The sequence below is a fragment of the Wenyingzhuangia aestuarii genome (assembly GCF_011927765.1).
GTDB lineage: Bacteria > Bacteroidota > Bacteroidia > Flavobacteriales > Flavobacteriaceae > Wenyingzhuangia > Wenyingzhuangia aestuarii.
Window position 1 is genome coordinate 1 of sequence record NZ_JAATJG010000014.1, and the last position, 18,953, is coordinate 18,953.

17 protein-coding genes are annotated in these 18,953 nt (G+C 33.3%); 9 read left to right on the forward strand and 8 right to left on the reverse strand.

Features of this window, described 5'->3' with window-relative positions; all coding sequences use genetic code 11:
- Positions 1-217 precede the first annotated feature (217 nt).
- Together GGR97_RS12410 and GGR97_RS12415 are read right to left on the reverse strand one after the other, a co-directional pair.
- On the reverse strand, positions 218-703 hold the full coding sequence (locus tag GGR97_RS12410) for a DUF2271 domain-containing protein (protein WP_167898844.1): 486 nt from the start codon (positions 701-703) through the stop codon (positions 218-220).
- Between the two features lie 4 nt (positions 704-707).
- Positions 708-1,610 (reverse strand): DUF6607 family protein, encoded by a 903-nt coding sequence (locus tag GGR97_RS12415; RefSeq protein ID WP_167898845.1) that lies wholly within the window; start codon positions 1,608-1,610, stop codon positions 708-710.
- A 97-nt stretch (positions 1,611-1,707) separates the two neighbouring features.
- On the opposite strand from GGR97_RS12415, the gene GGR97_RS12420 reads away from it, so the two are divergent.
- Both GGR97_RS12420 and GGR97_RS12425 read left to right on the forward strand, forming a co-directional pair.
- A complete protein-coding gene (locus tag GGR97_RS12420; protein WP_167898846.1) occupies positions 1,708-3,864 on the forward strand; it encodes a TonB-dependent receptor plug domain-containing protein in 2,157 nt (718 codons plus the stop codon).
- A 12-nt stretch (positions 3,865-3,876) separates the two neighbouring features.
- A complete protein-coding gene (locus GGR97_RS12425) occupies positions 3,877-5,388 on the forward strand; it encodes an HmuY family protein (protein WP_167898847.1) in 1,512 nt (503 codons plus the stop codon).
- A 107-nt stretch (positions 5,389-5,495) separates the two neighbouring features.
- On the opposite strand, the gene GGR97_RS12430 is transcribed toward GGR97_RS12425, so the two are convergent.
- The 4 genes from GGR97_RS12430 to GGR97_RS12445 form a co-directional block, all read right to left on the reverse strand.
- The gene (locus GGR97_RS12430) at positions 5,496-6,554 is read right to left on the reverse strand and encodes an imelysin family protein (protein WP_167898848.1); all 1,059 of its coding nucleotides are present in this window, start codon (positions 6,552-6,554) and stop codon (positions 5,496-5,498) included.
- 1 nt (position 6,555) lies between these two features.
- Positions 6,556-7,971 (reverse strand): di-heme oxidoreductase family protein, encoded by a 1,416-nt coding sequence (locus GGR97_RS12435; RefSeq protein ID WP_167898849.1) that lies wholly within the window; start codon positions 7,969-7,971, stop codon positions 6,556-6,558.
- An 84-nt stretch (positions 7,972-8,055) separates the two neighbouring features.
- The gene (locus tag GGR97_RS12440; protein WP_167898850.1) at positions 8,056-9,285 is read right to left on the reverse strand and encodes an imelysin family protein; all 1,230 of its coding nucleotides are present in this window, start codon (positions 9,283-9,285) and stop codon (positions 8,056-8,058) included.
- Between the two features lie 72 nt (positions 9,286-9,357).
- Complete coding sequence (locus GGR97_RS12445) at positions 9,358-9,705, reverse strand: hypothetical protein (RefSeq protein ID WP_167898851.1); 348 nt, start codon at positions 9,703-9,705, stop codon at positions 9,358-9,360.
- Between the two features lie 369 nt (positions 9,706-10,074).
- Between GGR97_RS12445 and GGR97_RS12450 the strand changes: the two genes are divergently transcribed.
- The 4 genes from GGR97_RS12450 to GGR97_RS12465 are packed head-to-tail and all read left to right on the forward strand — an operon-like array spanning position 10,075 to position 13,692.
- Positions 10,075-10,308: a FeoA family protein gene (locus GGR97_RS12450; protein ID WP_167898852.1), complete on the forward strand. Its 234-nt coding sequence runs from the start codon at positions 10,075-10,077 to the stop codon at positions 10,306-10,308.
- A complete protein-coding gene (feoB, locus tag GGR97_RS12455; RefSeq protein ID WP_167898853.1) occupies positions 10,305-12,269 on the forward strand; it encodes a ferrous iron transport protein B in 1,965 nt (654 codons plus the stop codon). The genes GGR97_RS12450 and feoB overlap by 4 nt, the downstream gene beginning before the upstream one ends.
- Complete coding sequence (locus GGR97_RS12460; protein WP_167898854.1) at positions 12,269-12,394, forward strand: FeoB-associated Cys-rich membrane protein; 126 nt, start codon at positions 12,269-12,271, stop codon at positions 12,392-12,394. The genes feoB and GGR97_RS12460 overlap by 1 nt, the downstream gene beginning before the upstream one ends.
- A 17-nt stretch (positions 12,395-12,411) precedes the next feature.
- Positions 12,412-13,692, forward strand: a complete 1,281-nt coding sequence (locus tag GGR97_RS12465) for a dicarboxylate/amino acid:cation symporter (protein ID WP_167898855.1) — start codon at positions 12,412-12,414, stop codon at positions 13,690-13,692.
- Between the two features lie 5 nt (positions 13,693-13,697).
- On the opposite strand, the gene GGR97_RS12470 is transcribed toward GGR97_RS12465, so the two are convergent.
- Together GGR97_RS12470 and GGR97_RS12475 are read right to left on the reverse strand one after the other, a co-directional pair.
- The gene (locus tag GGR97_RS12470; RefSeq protein WP_167898856.1) at positions 13,698-14,531 is read right to left on the reverse strand and encodes a universal stress protein; all 834 of its coding nucleotides are present in this window, start codon (positions 14,529-14,531) and stop codon (positions 13,698-13,700) included.
- A 140-nt stretch (positions 14,532-14,671) separates the two neighbouring features.
- Entirely contained in the window at positions 14,672-15,502 is an 831-nt protein-coding gene (locus GGR97_RS12475) for a universal stress protein (protein WP_167898857.1), read from the reverse strand.
- Between the two features lie 150 nt (positions 15,503-15,652).
- On the opposite strand from GGR97_RS12475, the gene guaB reads away from it, so the two are divergent.
- The 3 genes from guaB to GGR97_RS12490 all read left to right on the forward strand — a co-directional run bounded on the left by guaB (position 15,653) and on the right by GGR97_RS12490 (position 18,951).
- Positions 15,653-17,116 carry an IMP dehydrogenase gene (gene guaB / locus GGR97_RS12480; RefSeq protein ID WP_167898858.1) on the forward strand — a complete coding sequence of 488 codons (1,464 nt, stop codon included), beginning with the start codon at positions 15,653-15,655 and terminating at the stop codon, positions 17,114-17,116.
- 127 nt (positions 17,117-17,243) lie between these two features.
- A complete protein-coding gene (locus GGR97_RS12485) occupies positions 17,244-18,416 on the forward strand; it encodes a putative sugar nucleotidyl transferase (protein ID WP_167898859.1) in 1,173 nt (390 codons plus the stop codon).
- Position 18,417: 1 nt separating this feature from the next.
- Positions 18,418-18,951: an adenine phosphoribosyltransferase gene (locus GGR97_RS12490; protein WP_167898860.1), complete on the forward strand. Its 534-nt coding sequence runs from the start codon at positions 18,418-18,420 to the stop codon at positions 18,949-18,951.
- Positions 18,952-18,953 lie beyond the last annotated feature (2 nt).

Here is an 18,953-nt window from a genome sequence, read left to right on the forward strand (position 1 = left end):
GGATAAAGAACCAGAGGTTACTCTTCCTTAGATGGTCAAAAATAAATGTTTTTTTTCAGTTTTTACTTGGATTTTAAAACAGTACCTTTTTTTGTGTTGCTTATAGGATGTTTATAGATGCTCCTGTTTGTTTGGATTATAGAAGTAGGCCAGTACTTTACTTATTTATATGGTAATACCTAAAAAACGGTTTGATGTTTCATCAAACCGTTTTTTATTATTGTGCTATTAATCTAATGTATTTAATAAATCCCTGACCGTTTATTTTCTGATTGAAAATACTATCGGTTAAGACTATTTCTACATCTTTTTTATAATATTCTTGGTCTTCTACTGCGGTTTCAAACCGAATTTTGTAGCCTTTGTTTATTTTGTTGGGCTCTATTTCTAACATACTCATTCCTCGTTTGCCACTACTTAGTGTTGCCCCTGTAATGGCATCCAAAGAAGTTCTTCTTTTTCCGTAGAAATTCCACCATTCCGAAATGTCAAAATACCATTCATCATCTGCACCGTTTACATACAAGGTTTTTTCGTAATCCCCTTGCTTATTGATTAAAGAGACAATTACATAAGCACCCTCTCCTGTGTAGTTTTGCATTTGAATTAAGCACTTGTATTTGTTTGGATTGGAAGTTCCTATAAAAGCAAACAAACACAAGGCTATAGGGAAGTATAGGAACTGTTTCGTTCTTGTTCTCATGAATTTATTTTACAAAATCTTCTATAATTTTACTGATTTTTTCTTGAGATTGGTACTCGTCAGAAAATAAGTATTTGTACAGTAATTTGTTATTTACTTTAGCTTCTAGGTGTACATCTTTATTTCTACTGTATACTTGATCCCATTTTGCACGTACAACAGCCCATTTGTCTTTGTTTTTTGTCCACCAATCCTGGGCTGCTTGGCATTTTTCATCGGCTACTTTTGTGTAGACATTATACCCTTTTTCATGGGCAATGATGATATCTTCTTTTCCTTTTTCGCGAATTACTTTTGCATTGTCTTGATCGTGAACCCAACCTGTTTTTGTGATTTCTTGACGATTTCCTCTTAATGTTATGTTGTAATCACTACGCTTGGTGTATTCTCTTCTAGGTAAAGGGGCTGTAGTGGTACTTTCCCAATAGGTTTTTCCATCTACATGTACCCAAGAACCTGATCCTTCGTATCTAGGACTGTCATCAACCTGATATACTTTTTGAGTCCATTGGTTGTTTACTTCTTTTTTAGATTTCTCTTTAAAATTCCACTCTCTATCTCCATTAAACACATAAAAATCTCTGTTTTGGTATAACCAATCCTGTCTCCAGTGCTTAACAATAAAAGGTTTGTTTGGATCTCCTACTTGCAGTAAGTGTTGTATAGAAATATGGTTTTTATCATCTTTTACCAATTGAGCCCATTCTAGAGCTGTTTCATTTTGTTTGGTTTTAGAAGGTTGGTACAAAGAATCTTTACTGTAATTAAAAGTTTCGGCAAAATTAAAACTCACTTCAAAGCAACCACACATTTCTTTTATGGCTTCTCTGTCTTTCTTTTTTTGAGCTTGTACATTTCCTGCTAGGGAGAAACACAGCATTAGGCTGGTTATCAAAAACTTGTTCATTTATTATAATTTTTAAGAATTTATCTGCCGACAAATTTACTAAATTAATTTAGATTGATTTAAAATAGTTTCTATATTTGCTGAAAATTTATTTGGAATGATTTTAAATAGAATTCATAAAACCTTGCTTTTTTATTTTATATCTACTTGTTTGTGGTCGCAAACAACAGCGCATGATAAAGAAACAACAGCCGTAGAAGCATTAAAAGCCGTAGTACTTACACATAAAGATCAGGTTATGTCTTTAAGTAAAAAGTTGTTTACGGTACAAGAACTTACCAAAGAAGATCTAGAGAAAGTAGCTGCTAATAACTTAGCCGATTTATTGACTCAAAACTTAAATATTACCATTACACCAGATGCATCTACAGGAAAATCAACTATAAGCATGTTTGGGTTGGATGGTCAGTATGTAAAAGTTTTGTTGGATGGGATTCCCGTAGCCAATGACAATGGGATGGGAAACAACATAGATATTAGTCAGTTAAACGTAGAAGATGTATTACGGATAGAGGTGGTAGAAGGATCTATGGGAGTTTTGTATGGAGACAATGCTGTTGCCGGAGTTATTAATATTGTTACCAAACGAAAACAGAGAAGCACATGGCAAATTCAAGCCTCTCTACAAGAAGAAAGCATAGGAAAGGAATATGCCTTTTGGGATAGAGGTAGGCATTTACAAAACTTAAAATTAGCACATAATTTTACTAAGAATGTGAGTCTAACCTTGGGAGTTTCTAGAAATGATTATCAAGGGTTTTACAATGGATATCAAGGAAAAGACTACGTACACATACAAGATGGAGCTGTAAAAAACGATACGTTAAGAGGAACCGAATGGAATCCAAAACAACAAATGACTTATTATGCCAATACGAATATTGTTTTGGGGAAACACAGTATTTTTTACAAGCTTCAATATTTTGATGAATCTGTTTCTGTGTACGACAAGTTTGTTACTGGAAGAAAACAAGATGATGGAAGTGTAAAAGCCACAGCAACTGATGAAATTTTTGATACTCAGCGCTGGGTAAATAATATTACGGTATCGGGACCTTTAAAGGGGGAAACAGATTATAATTTGTTTTTTTCGCAACAAAGTCAGAAACGCTATTACCAAGATTATATCTACAATATTCTGTTACAAGGAATAGAAGGTTATAATACAAATGCTTTAAGTCAGTCTAGCGAAGTGTGGTTTTCTAAGGGGTTTGTAAATCATTTAATTCCGAATTCTAAGGTATTTAATCTGCAATTGGGTTATGAGTTTTCTTGGCAAAAAGGATTTGATGCCATTGCTACAGGAGCCTATTCTGATGATGTGGTTGAAAATCAACTGAACAATTATGACTTTTTTGGAGTTGCAGATTTTCACGTTAGTTCTAAACTATCTTTTTATCCTGGAGCCAGAGTTACCCATAATTCTCAGTTTGGAAAGAAGCTGATTTGGTCTATGTCTTCTACCTATCAATTTACCGATCAATTAAGTCTTAAAGCCGTATTTGGTTCTGCGTTTAGAGCTCCAAATTTTAGTGAGTTGTTTTACTATTTTGTAGATGCGAATCACAATGTACAAGGAAACCAAAACTTACAGCCTGAAGATGGAATTTCTCTTCTTTTGAATATCAACAAGCAAAGTCAGTTTTCTACTCAAAGTCAATTAAAAACCACCTTAAAGGGATATTATTTTGATATAGAAAACAAAATTGCAGATGTGACCCAAGTAGACGAGGATGGAAGTAATCTGTTTACGTTTGCCAATATAGATAACTCTAAAATTGCGGGAATCTCTTTAGAAAACACATTTCAATACAAACATTTATCCTTGGGACTAGGAGGAACTTATTTAGGAACTTCTACCAGTATTAATTCCTTAGCTGTTCGTAATTCCGATTTTTTATGGAGTTTTAATTTGCAATCACATATCAATTATCGCTTTCCCACATTAAAAACCACTTTGTCGGGTCAGTTAAAATACACAGGAAAAAGGCAAGTCTTATTAGGAAACACAACAGGAGGAAATGAAGTAAGCATTGGACAAACCGATAGTTTTACTTGGTTAGATGCCTCTATTAGACAAGAAATTACCCAACACTTACAGCTCACTTTTGGAGCTAGAAACATCTTAAATATTGTTACTGTTAATGCTTCGGATGTTTCTGCCGAAGCACATCAAACTGCATCCAATGCAAGGCTGTTTGGTAACGGAAGATCTTATTTTTTAAAATTATTATTCACTTTAAACTTTAATTAAACATCAATCAATATGAGAACCTTATTATTTACAAAACTACTATGCACCTTATTACTATTTAGTTCGTGTAGTAAAGACGATAGCGACAATTTAATTGACTTTTCGGCCTCTTTTAAAAATGCTAGTACCGGAATTTTGGAAGGAGATTCTGAAATAAACTTAGATATCAATTTTTCTAGAACAGCTACAGAATCTGGAAGTATTGAGATTGCTTATACGACTGACAACGCTGTTTATGGGACTGATTTTACAACACATCCCTCTGGAGAAAATGGTAGCCTTACATTACCTGTAAATGCAGGAGATGGTAAAGCTACTATTACTTTTACCAAATTAACAGATCCTATAGAGGGAACTTCTAGATCTATTGATTTTTCTATACAATCTTTTGAAGGAGTTGGTTGGAATGTGGGAGCTAACAAAAACCTAAACCTTAGTTTTACACCTGTGGCTTCTAGCGGAGCTGTTATTGATTTGTTAACAGGAGGATCTAATTTTCCTAATCAAGTATATATAGACTTAAGTACTAGTAAACAAACAGCTGTACAAAGAGATACTTGGGAATTGGCAGTGTATAATGGAACTGAAAATCGTGTATTTTTAAACTCTTCCTTATTAGTAGCAGCTGCTCAATTAGAAGGAAAAACAGATTTGTTAGCGGTTACAGAAAGCACAGCCTTAAGCTCCCCATTAACTTTAAACTCTTGGGGACAACCCTCTCAAGTAAGTACTGTTGCAGAGTTGTTGGTAAATTTACCTGTAGGTTATTCTCAGTTTAGCAATTTAGCAGAAGGAATTGTATTTACAGATAGTAAAGAAGGAAATTTAGATGAAACTGCTTTTGCAGAAGTATCTACCACAGCAAGTGAAAACAACGTTTATCTTGTTTCTTTAGGAAATGAAATTCCAACCGATGCTGCCGAAGCAGGATCCATTAATACTACAGGAGCTCATAGAGGATTTTTAAAAGTAAGAATTTTGTCAGATGGAAATTCATATACCATTCGTTATGCTGCTTTGAATGAAACTAGCGCTTATCAAGAAATTACCGTAGCAAAAAATAGCGATCAGGTAAAAACAGCGGTTAGTTTCACAAGTGGAACCGTTGTAGCTGTAGAGCCAGAAGCTTCTAAATGGGATCTTAATTTTACAGGAATTTATTCTTACAGTTCAGGAGGTTATGGATTGACTTATTCTGATTATGGATTGCACAATTCTTTAGGAAATGTAGGTTTGTATGAGGTACTTACTTATCAAATAACTGATGCTGTTAGAACTGATTATGATGTACCTAGTTATACTAATTTTTCTATTAGTGATGTAAATGAGTCAGCCTTAATCTATAACAATCAAGCTGTTATTGCGAGTGATTGGAGAAATAGCGGAGATGGAATTGCTAAAGATGACCGATACTATATAATTAAAGACGGAGAAGGTAACTTGTATAAGTTGCGTTTTACAGCCTTGTTAAGCAGTGGAGGAGAAAGAGGGTTTTCTCAATTGGAATATGAGAAATTGAACTAGTAAACAAAGAAGTTTTGTCTTGAAAAAAGAGCGGCTCTCCCTAAGGAGAGTCGCTCTTTTCGTTAGATAAGCATACCAACTATGATTTATAAATGGGTTTTATTGTTTTAATCCCCATCATTATCTGTAGGTAGAACCGTTACTGATAATAAACTAGCCCCATCTACCGAAAAATGATTGTTTAACAAGGTAAAAGAATTGTATAAGGTGGCTACTTGTGTAGGATTTTCTGTAATAGCAGTGTATAAACTATTAGGAATTGCAGTTATGTTGGCATCTACTTCTGTAAAATGCAGTGCTATTTGTTTGGATAGCTCTTTAGAAGTATCAATCCCATCAATAATACTGGCAAAATTCACTTCACTTTTGCTATATACATATTCAATCTCTTCTAAACTAGCTTTGATCAATTCCAGAGAAGTTTCACTTCTATAAGCCTCTAATAGTGTAGGAGCCAAGTTGTCTGATTTTTCTAAACCTGCTGGCTTTCCTATTTTGGTGACTTTGTTGACATCTAATATGTTGATGATTTGATTAAAAGCCAAACAACGAGCATTGTCTGTACAAGCTTTTCCGTTAGAATTTGCAAATTCTGTTTTGTAACCGTTTTCCCAAAAATTAAGTAGATCTTGAATTTGTTTTTGTACTTCTTGGGTAACTCCTATTAAATAGTCGGTTCTAAAAGCCTCTTCCTGAAATAAGTTGAATGCTTGCTGACGATCTTGGTTGTTAAACAATAAATATTCTAGGGTACCTAATCCTTTGACAGTGGTACTTTTGGTTGCTATGTTTTGAATGTCTGTAGGATCCTTTTTTTGGATGACATTTTCTATTACGGTTGTGTTTACTGGAAAATTGTAAATGTTTACATCGTAAAATAAGTCCTTTACTCGTCCAAAATTATAGACTCTTGTTTTGGCATAGGTAGTAGCTGTTACTTTCCATTGCTCTTGCAAGATTTCTAAATTGGCTAAGGTTTTATTTTGTTGAAATTGTTCTGTGTAAAGAATTTGTTTTTCTATTTCCGTTTTAAAATTGGTTAATGCCGGCTGTATGTTAACCTCGTAATAACTTTGGTAAAAGGTGTCTAAAGGTTGATTTTCCTCTTTTTTACAAGCTACTAGTACGGTTAGTGTAGCTAAAATGCTTAGGAATCTTTTTTTCATCTTATAAAGAGTTTAAAAATGCGATTAATTGTTGTCTGCTGCTGTTGTCTAAATTCATAAAATCTTGTTTAGAAGTTTCTGCTTCTCCACCGTGCCATAAAATAGCTTCCTCTATATTTCTAGCCCTACCATCGTGTAATAAATAGGTATGGTCATTTACCAATTCAATCAAACCTAAGCCCCATAAAGGCTGTGTTCTCCATTCTTTTCCTGTTGCTAAATAATCAGCTCTGTTGTCTGCCAAAGCCTCTCCCATATCGTGTAGTAAAAAATCAGAATAAGGTTTGATGTGAATGCCCTCTAATTGAGGTAAAAAAGGATAGTTTCCAGTGGTGAAATTATCTATATGACATTTGACACAAGACAGTTCTGTAAACAATTGTTTCCCTTTTAAGACCTCTTCATTTTTAAAATTTCTTCTGATAGGTACAGAGATTGCTGCCTGATAGGTCATCATTCTACTAAATTGCATGTCGGGTATTTCTACGGTTTCACCTTCGTTATTTCCATTTGGCATATCGGTACAATCCATCCCTTGAGGACAGGTTTCTTCAGGAAAAATAGAAGAGGTTAAACCCATATCTCCATTAAAAGCACCGGCTACTTGTTGTTCTAAACTAGGTTGGTTGGCTTTCCATCCAAATTTACCAATGGTTAATTGGTTTGCTTTTACATTCCAAACGTAATTGGCTTTTCCAGAAATTCCATCACCATCTGCATCATTCTCATCTGCATTGGCTAATAAACTCTCCTCGCTTAAGGCATCAATAAAACCTAAACCAATAACTTGTGGCCCTACTCTAGAGGATTGTTCTACCCCTGACAAGCTTCCATAATTTGGAAGTAGGGTGTAGGTAGGTTTTCTTAATTGATAAGCAGTACCATCAGGATAGGTTCCGTTGATGAATTCAAAACTAACATTGATATCTCCTTCTGGTTTTACGTTAAAGTTGGCATCATCTTGAAACTGTCCTCCATAATTAGGAAAAGGAATGGGACCCTCTGTAAGACTGTTTCCAGCACTTAATCTTATTAAGAAACCAGATGAGGCAGCACCTGTTTCTAACAAAGGTTTTCCTCTACCATCAGCTAAATGGCAAGCACTACAAGCTCTAGCATTAAATAAAGGTCCTAATCCGTCTCTAGAAGTAGTAGTAGCTGGAGCAGAAACCCAGTTCTGATCAAACATAGCATTTCCAACACCAAAAAGAGAAAGTTCTAACTCTGATAAATTAGGAATGGCTCTACCAAAAGCTTTGTCTGCCGTAAAAGCTTCTACAGATAGTTCGGAAACTAAATTTTCTTCTCCCTCTACGTAGTATTTTGTTATGTATTCATTTTCACTATCTATGTTGTCTGTGTCTGCTGTACAACCAACAAAAAGCAAAGCAATTGATAGTTTATAAAAGGTATTCATGCTAATTATTTTAAAGCCAAAAAACTGAAGCCATTATTGGCTTCAGTTTCTATTATTTATTTACTGGTATTTAGGATCTTATTTCTAGTTGATAGAAATGCTTACTCCTAATTCGCTAGCTGCATCTGCAACCGCTGTTCCTTGTGCTTTTAAGGCAGAAGATAATTGGCCTGCAGGTCCATTAGAACCTAAAGTTTCTTCGCTAATAATCTCATCAAAGTTTTTATTTAAGGCTAACAAAGCATTTAATTTTGTGATGACATTTGTTGCTTTTGTATTTAAATTTGTTGCAATTTCAGCATCATATTCAGCTACTACATCAATTAATGAAGTTCCAGAAACTAGGGTGTTGTTTTTAGCTTTGTAAGAACCGTTAATTACATTGTTTAATCCTGTAGCATTTGCCCACATGTCTTGATTGGTGTTGTCTGAAAAACAAGAATGTTCGTTTTCTTGTCCCTCATCAATAGCAGGATCAATTCTTTCTAAGGCTACCTCTCCATTAGAGATGAAGCCTATACCGTTTAAAATATTTTTTAAAGCAACATCTGTATCTAAAGCATTAAACGTAGTTCTGTAAGAACCTCCTGTAGCCCATGTATCGCTTAAGTCTTTTAAATCTTTTACCAATAAATCTGTTACCACTTTTAGGTAATCTTTTCTTCTTTCTGCAAAATCAGCTGCTGAAGTATAATCTGTATAAGGTCTGTTTCCAGAAACAGAATAATCTGTTGCATGAGTTTCTGAATTATAGTTTAAATCTTGTCCCCATAATAAAAATTCAATAGCATGCCATCCTGTAGAAATGTTTGCATCACCACCTTCTTCGTTTTTGGCTATAATATTAGCTTCTGTAATTTCAAATGTATCATCTGCAATTAAACCGTTATTTACATTGTCATGGGTATTGCTATCAAAAACGTAGTCTATATAACCTTCATCTAAAGGCCAAGCATTCATTTGTCCTTCAGTAGCTAATAAATCATCGTTGTCAATAGGTCCATTTGCTTCTCTAAAAGCTTCAGTTTGTCCATAAAAATCACGAGCATATAACCAAGCCTCTTTTGCAGTTTCTAAAGTAGTTTCAGATGGAGTTGCTAAAAAAGCATTAATAGCTGTTTGCATTTCTACAGCCGATGTATAAGCATCGTTGTAGTTGGTTGCTGCAATATTAGCATAAGTACTAATAAAAGCGGTTTTACTTACTTCTAAAGTATTGTCTGTTACGTTATCATCATCATTGTTACAACTTGTAAAAGCTAGAGCTAATACTAAGCTAGATTTGGTGATTAATTTTAAATAGTTAAAATTCATTATTATTTAGATTTATTAAATATAGTATTTGAATGCAAATATATGTTTATTTAGATTGTATTAAAATAATAGTTAGTTTATTTTATATTTATTTAATAACGTATCCATAGAGAGTTTAAAATCAGTCCCTTTTAACAAATCTTTTAATTGTAGTAATTGATTGTAACTTAACAACATTCTTATTTCGGTTTGTTCTGCTTGATAGATAACCATTTTATTTTTCAGGTCAGGAGGACAGGTACATTGGCTGTGGTAATTGAGTATAGACTCTGTAGATTTTACAAATTCGCTTAATTCTCTATCGTTAATTAGAAAAGAAACTTTGTTAATTTCTAGCGCTAAGAAAGCATTATCTTCTGTGTTGTTTATTCTGTAAGAAGTACCTAAGTTGTTTTGATATATATTTTCTAATGTTCTCATTTGATGTTTTTTTACAAAACTATATATTTATTTTTATTTAGAATAAATTAAAATAGATATATTTGTAATGTCTTTATACAAATATGGTCATGTATAGGATTATTTAGTTTGTTTTTGTTTTGGCGATAAGCCTTCTATTGATTTAGAAGGCTTATTTTATAAGAAATAACTTGTAAAGCACTTAAAAATAGGGGGCTTTTTATTTTAAATAAATCTAAATAGTTTATATCTTTGGCATTCCTTTTAAAGAGAAAACGTTCCCTTAAGTAGTTTGTATAGGCTTAGGAAACTTAGTGTTTAAAGGAGTAAGTTAATTGTTTGACAAGACGATTGACTAGGGAGTTTTTATCCTGACAAATATAGAATTGAATGACAAAAGCAAACACAATTGCAGATTTACAAAGAGGGGAAAGAGCCATTATTAAATCTTTTTTTGAACTAGACGTTCCTTTAAAATTGATGGAAATGGGTTGCATAGAAGGAAATTATGTAGAAGTGTTACAAAGAGCCCCTATGCAAGATCCTATCTATTTAAATATTAGCGGTACTTATTTGGCTATTCGTTTAGAAGTGGCTTCAAAAATTTTAGTAGAAAAATTATGAGCGATATTAAAGTAGCTTTAATAGGAAACCCTAATACTGGTAAAACTTCACTATTTAATAGATTAACAGGATTAAATCAAAAAGTAGGAAATTACCCAGGAATTACTGTGGATAAAAAAACAGGGATTTCTAAGATTGACAAAGATATTCAGGCAGAAATTATAGATTTACCAGGGACTTATAGCTTAAATGCTAGTTCTATGGATGAAGATGTTGCCGTACAAGTCCTTTCTGACACTAGCAACGAGAACTATCCAGATGTTGTGGTTGTGGTGGTCGATATTGAAAATTTAAAACGTAATCTTTTTATTTTTACACAAATTAAAGATTTAGGTTTGCCTACCATTTTGGCTATCAACATGGCTGATCAAATGACCTTAAAAGGAATAGACATTGATATTCCTACTTTAGAAACGCTGTTAAAAACCAAAGTAGCTTTGGTAAGTTCTAAACAGAACAAAGGATTGTCTCATCTTAAAAAACTAATTGCTTCTTATGAAGGTCTTGACACAGCCCCTTGTTTTGTAGAACAAGATACGGTGTTGTCTAAGTTTGCTAAAGACGAAAAAAAGAAGCATCATTTAGAAACGGTAAGAAGATACCAGTTTTTAAAAAATGTTTTAGAAAAAACATATAGTCAAGATCCACAAAACGCTAAAGACATTCGTACTCTTTTAGATCGAGTTTTGATTCACAGAGTTTACGGATACCTTATCTTTTTCACTATTTTATTCACTGTCTTTCAGGCTTTATTTAGTTGGTCTGCCATTCCTATGGATTTGATTGATGCAGCGTTTGCCAATTTATCAGAATTGACAAGAACTCATTTGCCCGAAGGAATTTTTACCAATTTATTGGCCGAAGGAATTATACCAGGAGTTGGGGGGGTGGTTATTTTTATTCCACAAATCGCCTTTTTATTTCTGTTTACTTCTTTTTTAGAAGAAAGTGGTTATATGAGTCGTGTGGTTTTCTTAATGGATCGCATTATGCGTAGGTTTGGTTTGAGCGGAAAAAGTATTGTTCCTTTAATTTCTGGAACAGCCTGTGCCATTCCCGCAATTATGGCTGCAAGAAATATAGAAAATTGGAAAGAACGTTTGATTACCATATTGGTAACACCGTTTACCACTTGTTCTGCACGTTTGCCAGTATATGCTATTATTATTAGTTTGATAATTCCTGAAGAAGCTACTTTGTTAAGTTTTAACGTACAAGGTTTGGTTTTAATGGGCTTATATTTACTAGGTTTTTTTACGGCTATTTTGGCTGCAGCTATTTTGGATCAGGTTTTGCATATTACCTCTAAGTCTTATTTTGTGGTAGAAATGCCTAATTACAAAATGCCATTGTTTAAAAACGTAGCTTACAATGTAATTGAAAAAACCAAAGCGTTTGTTTTTGATGCCGGTAAAATTATTTTAGCTATTTCTATTTTGTTATGGGTATTGGCTTCTTATGGACCTGGAGATCATATACAACAAGCCACTGAAGTAGTTCAACAAAATCACCCTAGTTATCATGATGAAGTTTTGCAAGCAGAGGTTGCTTCTTATAAATTGGAACATTCATATATAGGTATAATGGGGAAACTTATAGAACCTGTTATTAAACCTTTGGGGTACGATTGGAAAATTGGAGTAGCTGTGATTACTTCTTTTGCTGCAAGAGAAGTGTTTATTGGAACGTTGGCGACTATCTATAGTGTTGGAAATGCTCAAGAATCTACCATTAAAGAACGTATGAGAAATGAGGTCTTTAATGATACCAAGCAACCCGTTTATTCTTTTGCAACAGGGGTTTCTATTTTATTATTTTATGCTTTTGCCATGCAGTGCATGAGTACAATTGCAGTGGTAAAAAGAGAAACTAATGGGTGGAAATGGCCTTTGATTCAGATGTTTGTGATGTCTGGATTGGCTTATGTTACTGCTTTCATTGCTTATCAAACACTTAGCTAATGGTGTGGATTCAAAACATATTAACTATTATTGTAGTTGCAGGTGCTATATGGTATTTGTATCGTAAATTTATTCGTCCTTCTTCTAACAAAAAAAACTGTGGAGATGATGGTTGCGGATGCTAATTAAACAATAGTCTTACATGAAAAAAGTTGCTTTGCATTGGAAAATTATGATAGGATTGGTACTAGGAGTTGTTCTAGGATTGATTTGTTCTCAAATCACTGGTGGTAAACAATTTATTCTTGATTGGGTGCAACCTTTTGGAAACATTTTTGTAAAACTTTTAAAATTAATTGCCATTCCCTTAATAATGGGATCGTTAATTAAAGGAATATCCGATTTAAAAGATATTTCTAAGTTTCAGTCTATGGGACTTAAAACCATTGTCCTTTATATTTTTTCTACAGTTATAGCCATTTCTATAGGACTTTCTTTGGCTAACTTTTTTAAACCCGGTGATGGAATTTCTTTAGAAACTGTAGAAACACTAAAGAGTAATTATGTAGATAATGCTAGTGTGAAAAGTAAGTTGCTAGAAGCTGAAACTCAACAATCACAAGGACCTTTACAATTTATAGAGGATATGATTCCTAGCAATATTGTAGAGGCTATGGGAGATAATAAGAGCATGTTAAAAGTGATCTTTTTTACCTTATTCTTAGGGATCTGTTTGTTGTTGATTGAAGAAAAAAAAGCCAAACCTCTAAAAGATTTTTTTGACTCTTTAAATGATGTTATTCTTAAAATGATTGACATTATTATGCTTTTTGCTCCTTATGCAGTTTTGTCTTTATTAGCTACCGTAGTAGTTACTTCAGATGATGTTACTGTGTTACTTGCTTTGTTAAAATATGCAGGAGTTGTTGTTTTGGGGCTTTTGTTGATGATTGTTTTTTACTGTTTGTGTATTTCAATTTTTGTAAAAAAATCACCTATATGGTTTTTAAAGAATATTTCACCAGCTCAACTATTAGCCTTTTCTACCAGTTCTAGTGCTGCTACTTTGCCTGTTACTATGGAAAGAGTAGAAGAACATTTAGGTGTAGAAAAAGAGGTGTCTAGTTTTGTGTTGCCAGTGGGGGCTACTATGAATATGGATGGAACTAGCTTGTATCAAGCTGTAGCAGCAGTATTTATTATGCAAGTTTTATGGCCCGAAGGACTAACGTTTAGCAATCAGATTACAATTATATTAACCGCTTTATTGGCTTCTATAGGTTCTGCTGCAGTTCCTGGAGCAGGTATGGTAATGTTGTTAATTGTATTAGATACCATTGGCTTTCCAAAGGAATTATTGCCTATAGGATTGTCATTAATCTTTGCTGTAGACAGACCTTTGGATATGCTAAGAACTACTATTAATGTAACAGGAGATGCTACAGTAGCTATGCTAGTTTCAAAAATGGAACGTACAAAATAAATTTGTTAGGCCATTTTTACACTCATGATAGGGTAGTTGTTTTTGTCAGAAATATCGAATTTCTCACTCTTTTTCAAGAATTTACCTACACTTGTTTTTCCTTGTGTAGACATGGCAATAAAACCAATATTGTTGTCTTCTGCAAAAGTATGCGTTCCTCTACCTACAGATTTACTATCTATGCTTTTAAAGTTTTCTAAGTTGTCTAAATTTCCATCCGCAGCCAATAAAAAGATTTTAATTCTTTCTTTAACTTCTATTGCAGATAAGTATTTATCTCCAAATTTATTTACAAACAAAAGCGTAGGAGTTATGTTTAATCCCTTAAAAATTTGCATTGCTTTTTGGTAGGCAGCAATGGCATTAGGTCTGTAATTACTTACAAATAAGGTATTTTTTGTGTCTAAATCTATTTCAGCTTCTTTCACAACAATTACAGGAATATCTGTAGTTCTTACTGCTTTTTCGGTATCAGCACCTAAAAAGTAATCTTCCACATTGCTAGTACCATGAGTTCCCATGATAATTAGATCACCATTTACGGTGTTTGCAAAATCACCCAATTCACTAAAAATTCGGTAATGCTTAATTAAGTAATCTACTTTTATATCTTTTAAAAGTTCTTGTTTTACAAAAACTTCCATTTTAGCTTCTGCTTGTTGTATAGAAAGAAAGTTATCTTTAGAAAAAGAGATGGTTTCTTCTGAAAAAGAAGAAGGATTTTTAATCATTGTAATTAAAGTAATCTGCAAGTTATTTTTCTTTGCTAAAGAAACTGCAGTTTGTAAAGCATGTTCAGAATACTCCGTAAAATCAATCGGTACTATAATCTTTTTCATTCCCTTTTGTAAAAGTTTGATAATTGTTAAAACAAGAGGCAATTATACTAAGATTCTAGTTAATACACAACCATATTAAAGACAAAAAAAGCCCTGTTTCCGTAGCAAAAACAGGGCTTTTTGTAAAAAAGATAAATATTTTAGATTAAGACTGTTAATACAGGTCTTGTAGATTTATTTGCAATGTCTAAAGAGATACTTTTGTTAAAGAATTTTGATAAACTAGACTTTCCGTGAGTAGCTACAGAAATTAAAGAAATATCATTTTCATCGGCAAAATATCTTACTCCACTAGCAACGGTATAATCGTCGTAGTTTGCAAAAGCATCTAAATTGTCTAAGTTCCCATCTGCTTTCATTAAAAAGTTTTCAAATCTAGCATTCATTTCACTGGTAGATACAAAGCCACCATCAGGTTTGTTAATAAATAATAGGGTAGGTTTTACATTTATAGATTTAAAGAAGTTTTTTGCTTTTTGATACGCTTTCACAGATTCCATTTTAAAATCACTCACAAATACCGAGTTTTTAAAATCAATACTAGGCAGCTCTTCTTTGATCACTAAAACTGGAATAGGGGAATTTCTCACCACTTTTTCGGTATTAGAACCTAAAAAAGTATCGTTGTGTTCGCTAATTCCATGAGATCCCATAATAATTAAAGAAGCATTGTGTTCTTCTGCCAAGTCACCAATTTCTGGGAACAAGGCAAAATGCTTGATAATTACTTGAATTTTTACATCCTGCAAATAGTCTTTTTCAATAAACTTTTGCATTTTCTTTTCAGCATATTTAATTAAAAAAACAATGGTTTTTCCATAATCACTATCATGATCAGAATAGCCCGTTGGCATCTCTAACATGTGCACTAAAATTAGGGTGGAATTTTGTTTTTTTGCAAATTTAGCAGCTGCTTTTAGTGCATATTCAGCATATTTTGAAAAATCTACAGGTATAATAATATTTTTCATAATTGTATTTGTATTAGAGTGTCTATTAAAGTTACTAAAAAACGAGTTGATATACAAAGGTTTAAGGATTGAAAATTCTTTAAATTCCTTTAGTTTGAATCGTTTTAAATGTTGTATATTTGCATGCAATTAAATCATAACTAATTGCAAATGTCTACAAACAAAGTTATTTCTGAAGGACTTACTTACGATGATGTATTATTGGTCCCAGCTTATTCAGAAGTTTTACCTAACACCGTTTCAATAAAGTCAAAATTTACGAAGAATATTCCTTTGAATACTCCGATTGTTTCTGCTGCTATGGATACTGTAACAGAAGGAAGAATGGCTATTGCTATTGCACGTGAAGGTGGAATAGGAGTGATTCACAAAAACATGTCTATCAAAGAACAAGCTAAACAAGTTAAAAAAGTGAAGCGTTCTGAGGCAGGTATGATTTTGGAGCCTGTAACCATTACTGCTGGAGAAACTGTCATGGCTGCAAATTCCTTAATGAATGAGCATAAAATTGGTGGAATTCCTGTTGTAGATGCTGATGGTGTTTTAAAAGGAATTGTTACCAATAGAGATTTGCGTTTTGAGAAAAACAGTCAAAGAAAGATTTCAGAAGTAATGACTTCTAAAGGATTGGTTACTGTTTCTGCCGGAACTTCTTTAAAAGAAGCCGAAGTTATTTTACAAGATAATAAAGTAGAAAAATTACCTATTGTTGATGACAACTTTAAATTGGTAGGCTTAATTACTTTTAGAGATATTGTTAAAGTAAGAGAAAACCCAGAAGCAAATAAAGACGAATACGGAAGATTAAGAGTTGCTGCAGCTATTGGAGTTACTGATGATTGTTTGGAACGTGTTGCTGCTTTGGCAAAAGAAGGAGTAGATGCAGTTGTATTAGATTCAGCTCACGGACATTCTATTAATATTTTAAATAAATTAAAAGAAGTAAAAGCAGCTTATCCTAATTTAGATGTAGTTGCTGGAAATATTGTTACAGCAAAAGCGGCTTTAGATTTAGTTGCAGCAGGAGCAGATGGTGTAAAAGTAGGAATAGGACCTGGTTCTATTTGTACTACACGTGTTGTTGCAGGAGTGGGGTATCCACAATTGTCTGCTGTTATGCAAGTTGCCGAAGCTTTAGAAGGAACAGGAGTACCTGTTATTGCTGATGGAGGAGTTCGTTATACAGGAGATATTCCTAAAGCGATTGCTGCAGGTGCAGATTCTGTAATGTTAGGATCTTTGTTAGCAGGAACTAAAGAAGCTCCAGGAGAAGTTATTTTGTTTAACGGAAGAAGATTTAAGTCTTACCGTGGAATGGGATCTGTTGAAGCTATGAAAAAAGGTTCAAAAGACAGATATTTCCAAGGAGATGAGGATAATAGTAAGAAATTAGTACCTGAAGGAATTGAAGGACGTGTTCCTTATAAAGGAGAGTTGTACGAAACAATGCACCAATTTATTGGAGGGTTACGTGCAGGTATGGGATACTGTGGTGCTGCTACTATAGCAGATCAAAAAACAGCAGAGTTTGTAAGAATTACAGCTTCTGGAATTGCTGAAAGTCACCCACATGATGTTACAATTACCAAAGAAGCTCCGAATTACTCAAGATAATCGTAGTTTTTTTTCAAATAAACAAGGCCACCTACAATTCATGTTAGGTGGTTTTTTTATACCTTTTTAGCTTAAAAAAAAATGAAAAATTAATCGTTTACACAACACCTGTTTAACCTTTTAAGTTATGAATTACATCCTTTTTGATGGTGCTTGTAGAGAAGCATTGTTGCCTTTTACATTTACCAGACCTGTTGCCGATCTTAGAATTGGAATTTTAACGATTCGAGAAAAGTGGGAAACTTTTTTAAGATTTACCACCACAACATTAACAGAAGAATATTTAGAAGAAAAATATCCTATGTTAGAGTTGGAAGAAAACATTTTTATCAATGCAGGTTATTTACCCAATCTAGCTTTTTTTAAGGCAGTTAAAAATTTAAAGAAAAATCAAGCTGTTTTTTGTGATGATGAAATGATTGCTTTTTACAGTTGTGAAGATCAAGAAGAAGTAGATTTTTCTACTTATGATATTATTGAAGTTCAAGATGTAAAAGCTATTGAACACAAATGGGATTTGTTTTTGTTAAATGATTATGCCATTCGACAAGATTTTGAATTGCTAAGCAAAGATGAGTTTTCTGCAGATATTCCTGTTTATGTACAAGCCATCAATAAAGAGCAAATTTTTATAGAAGAAGGAGCGCAAATCAATCCCTGTATTTTAAATGCCTCTTCCGGACCTATTTATATTGCTAAAGATGCAGTTGTTTTAGATGGAGCTATGATTAGAGGGCCTTTTGCTTTGGGAGAAAAAGCTTTGGTAAAAATGGGAGCTAAAATTTATGGAGCTACTACGGTAGGACCTAATTGTAAAGTTGGAGGAGAAATTAAGAACAGTATTTTGTTTGCCAACTCCAATAAAGGACACGAAGGATATTTAGGAAATTCGGTCATAGGAGAGTGGTGTAATTTTGGAGCCGATTCTAATGTGTCGAATTTAAAAAACACATATAGTAATGTAAGATTGTGGAGTTATGAAGAAGAAATTTACGAAGAAACCAATCAGTTGTTGTGCGGGTTAATGATGGGAGATCATTCAAAAACCAGCATCAATACAATGTTTAATACTGGTACAGTTGTTGGAGTAAGTGCCCATATTTTTGGATCTGATTTGCCCGAAAAATTTATTCCATCTTTTAGTTGGAGTGGAAATAAAATTATAGATGTGTATCGTTTTAAAAAAGCAATTAGAACAGCTACTAAAATGATGGAATTGTCTTCTGTAGAAATTTCAGCACAAGACATTGCTATTTTAGAGCATGTAAAAAACATAACAGAAAAATACAGAAAAAAATAACATGAATTTAAGCCTTCAAGACAAGATCAAATCCGTGATTAGAGATGTTCCCAATTTTCCAAAAGAGGGAATTTTATTTAAAGACATTACTCCTATATTATTAGACCCTATTTTGGTTGATGAATTGGTGAGTGCTATGGTAGTACAATTTAAAGATGATGCTATTGATGCAGTTGCAGGTATAGAATCTAGAGGTTATTTGTTTGGGATTTTATTGGCTCAAAAATTACAAGTTCCTTTTATCATGATTCGTAAAGAAGGTAAACTACCCGCTAAAACCATTAAAGAATCTTATGATTTAGAATATGGATCTGCAACTATAGAAGTTCACGAAGATGCTATTGTTCCTGGAAGCAATGTGTTAATTCACGATGATTTGTTGGCAACTGGAGGAACGGCTATTGCTGCGGGAAAATTAATTCAGCAAAAAGCCAAGGTCGCTGGTTTTAGTTTTGTGATTGCCTTGGAGTTTTTAAATGGAATACAGCATTTGAATGAAATGAGTTTAAATACAAAATCTTTAATTACGTATTAATT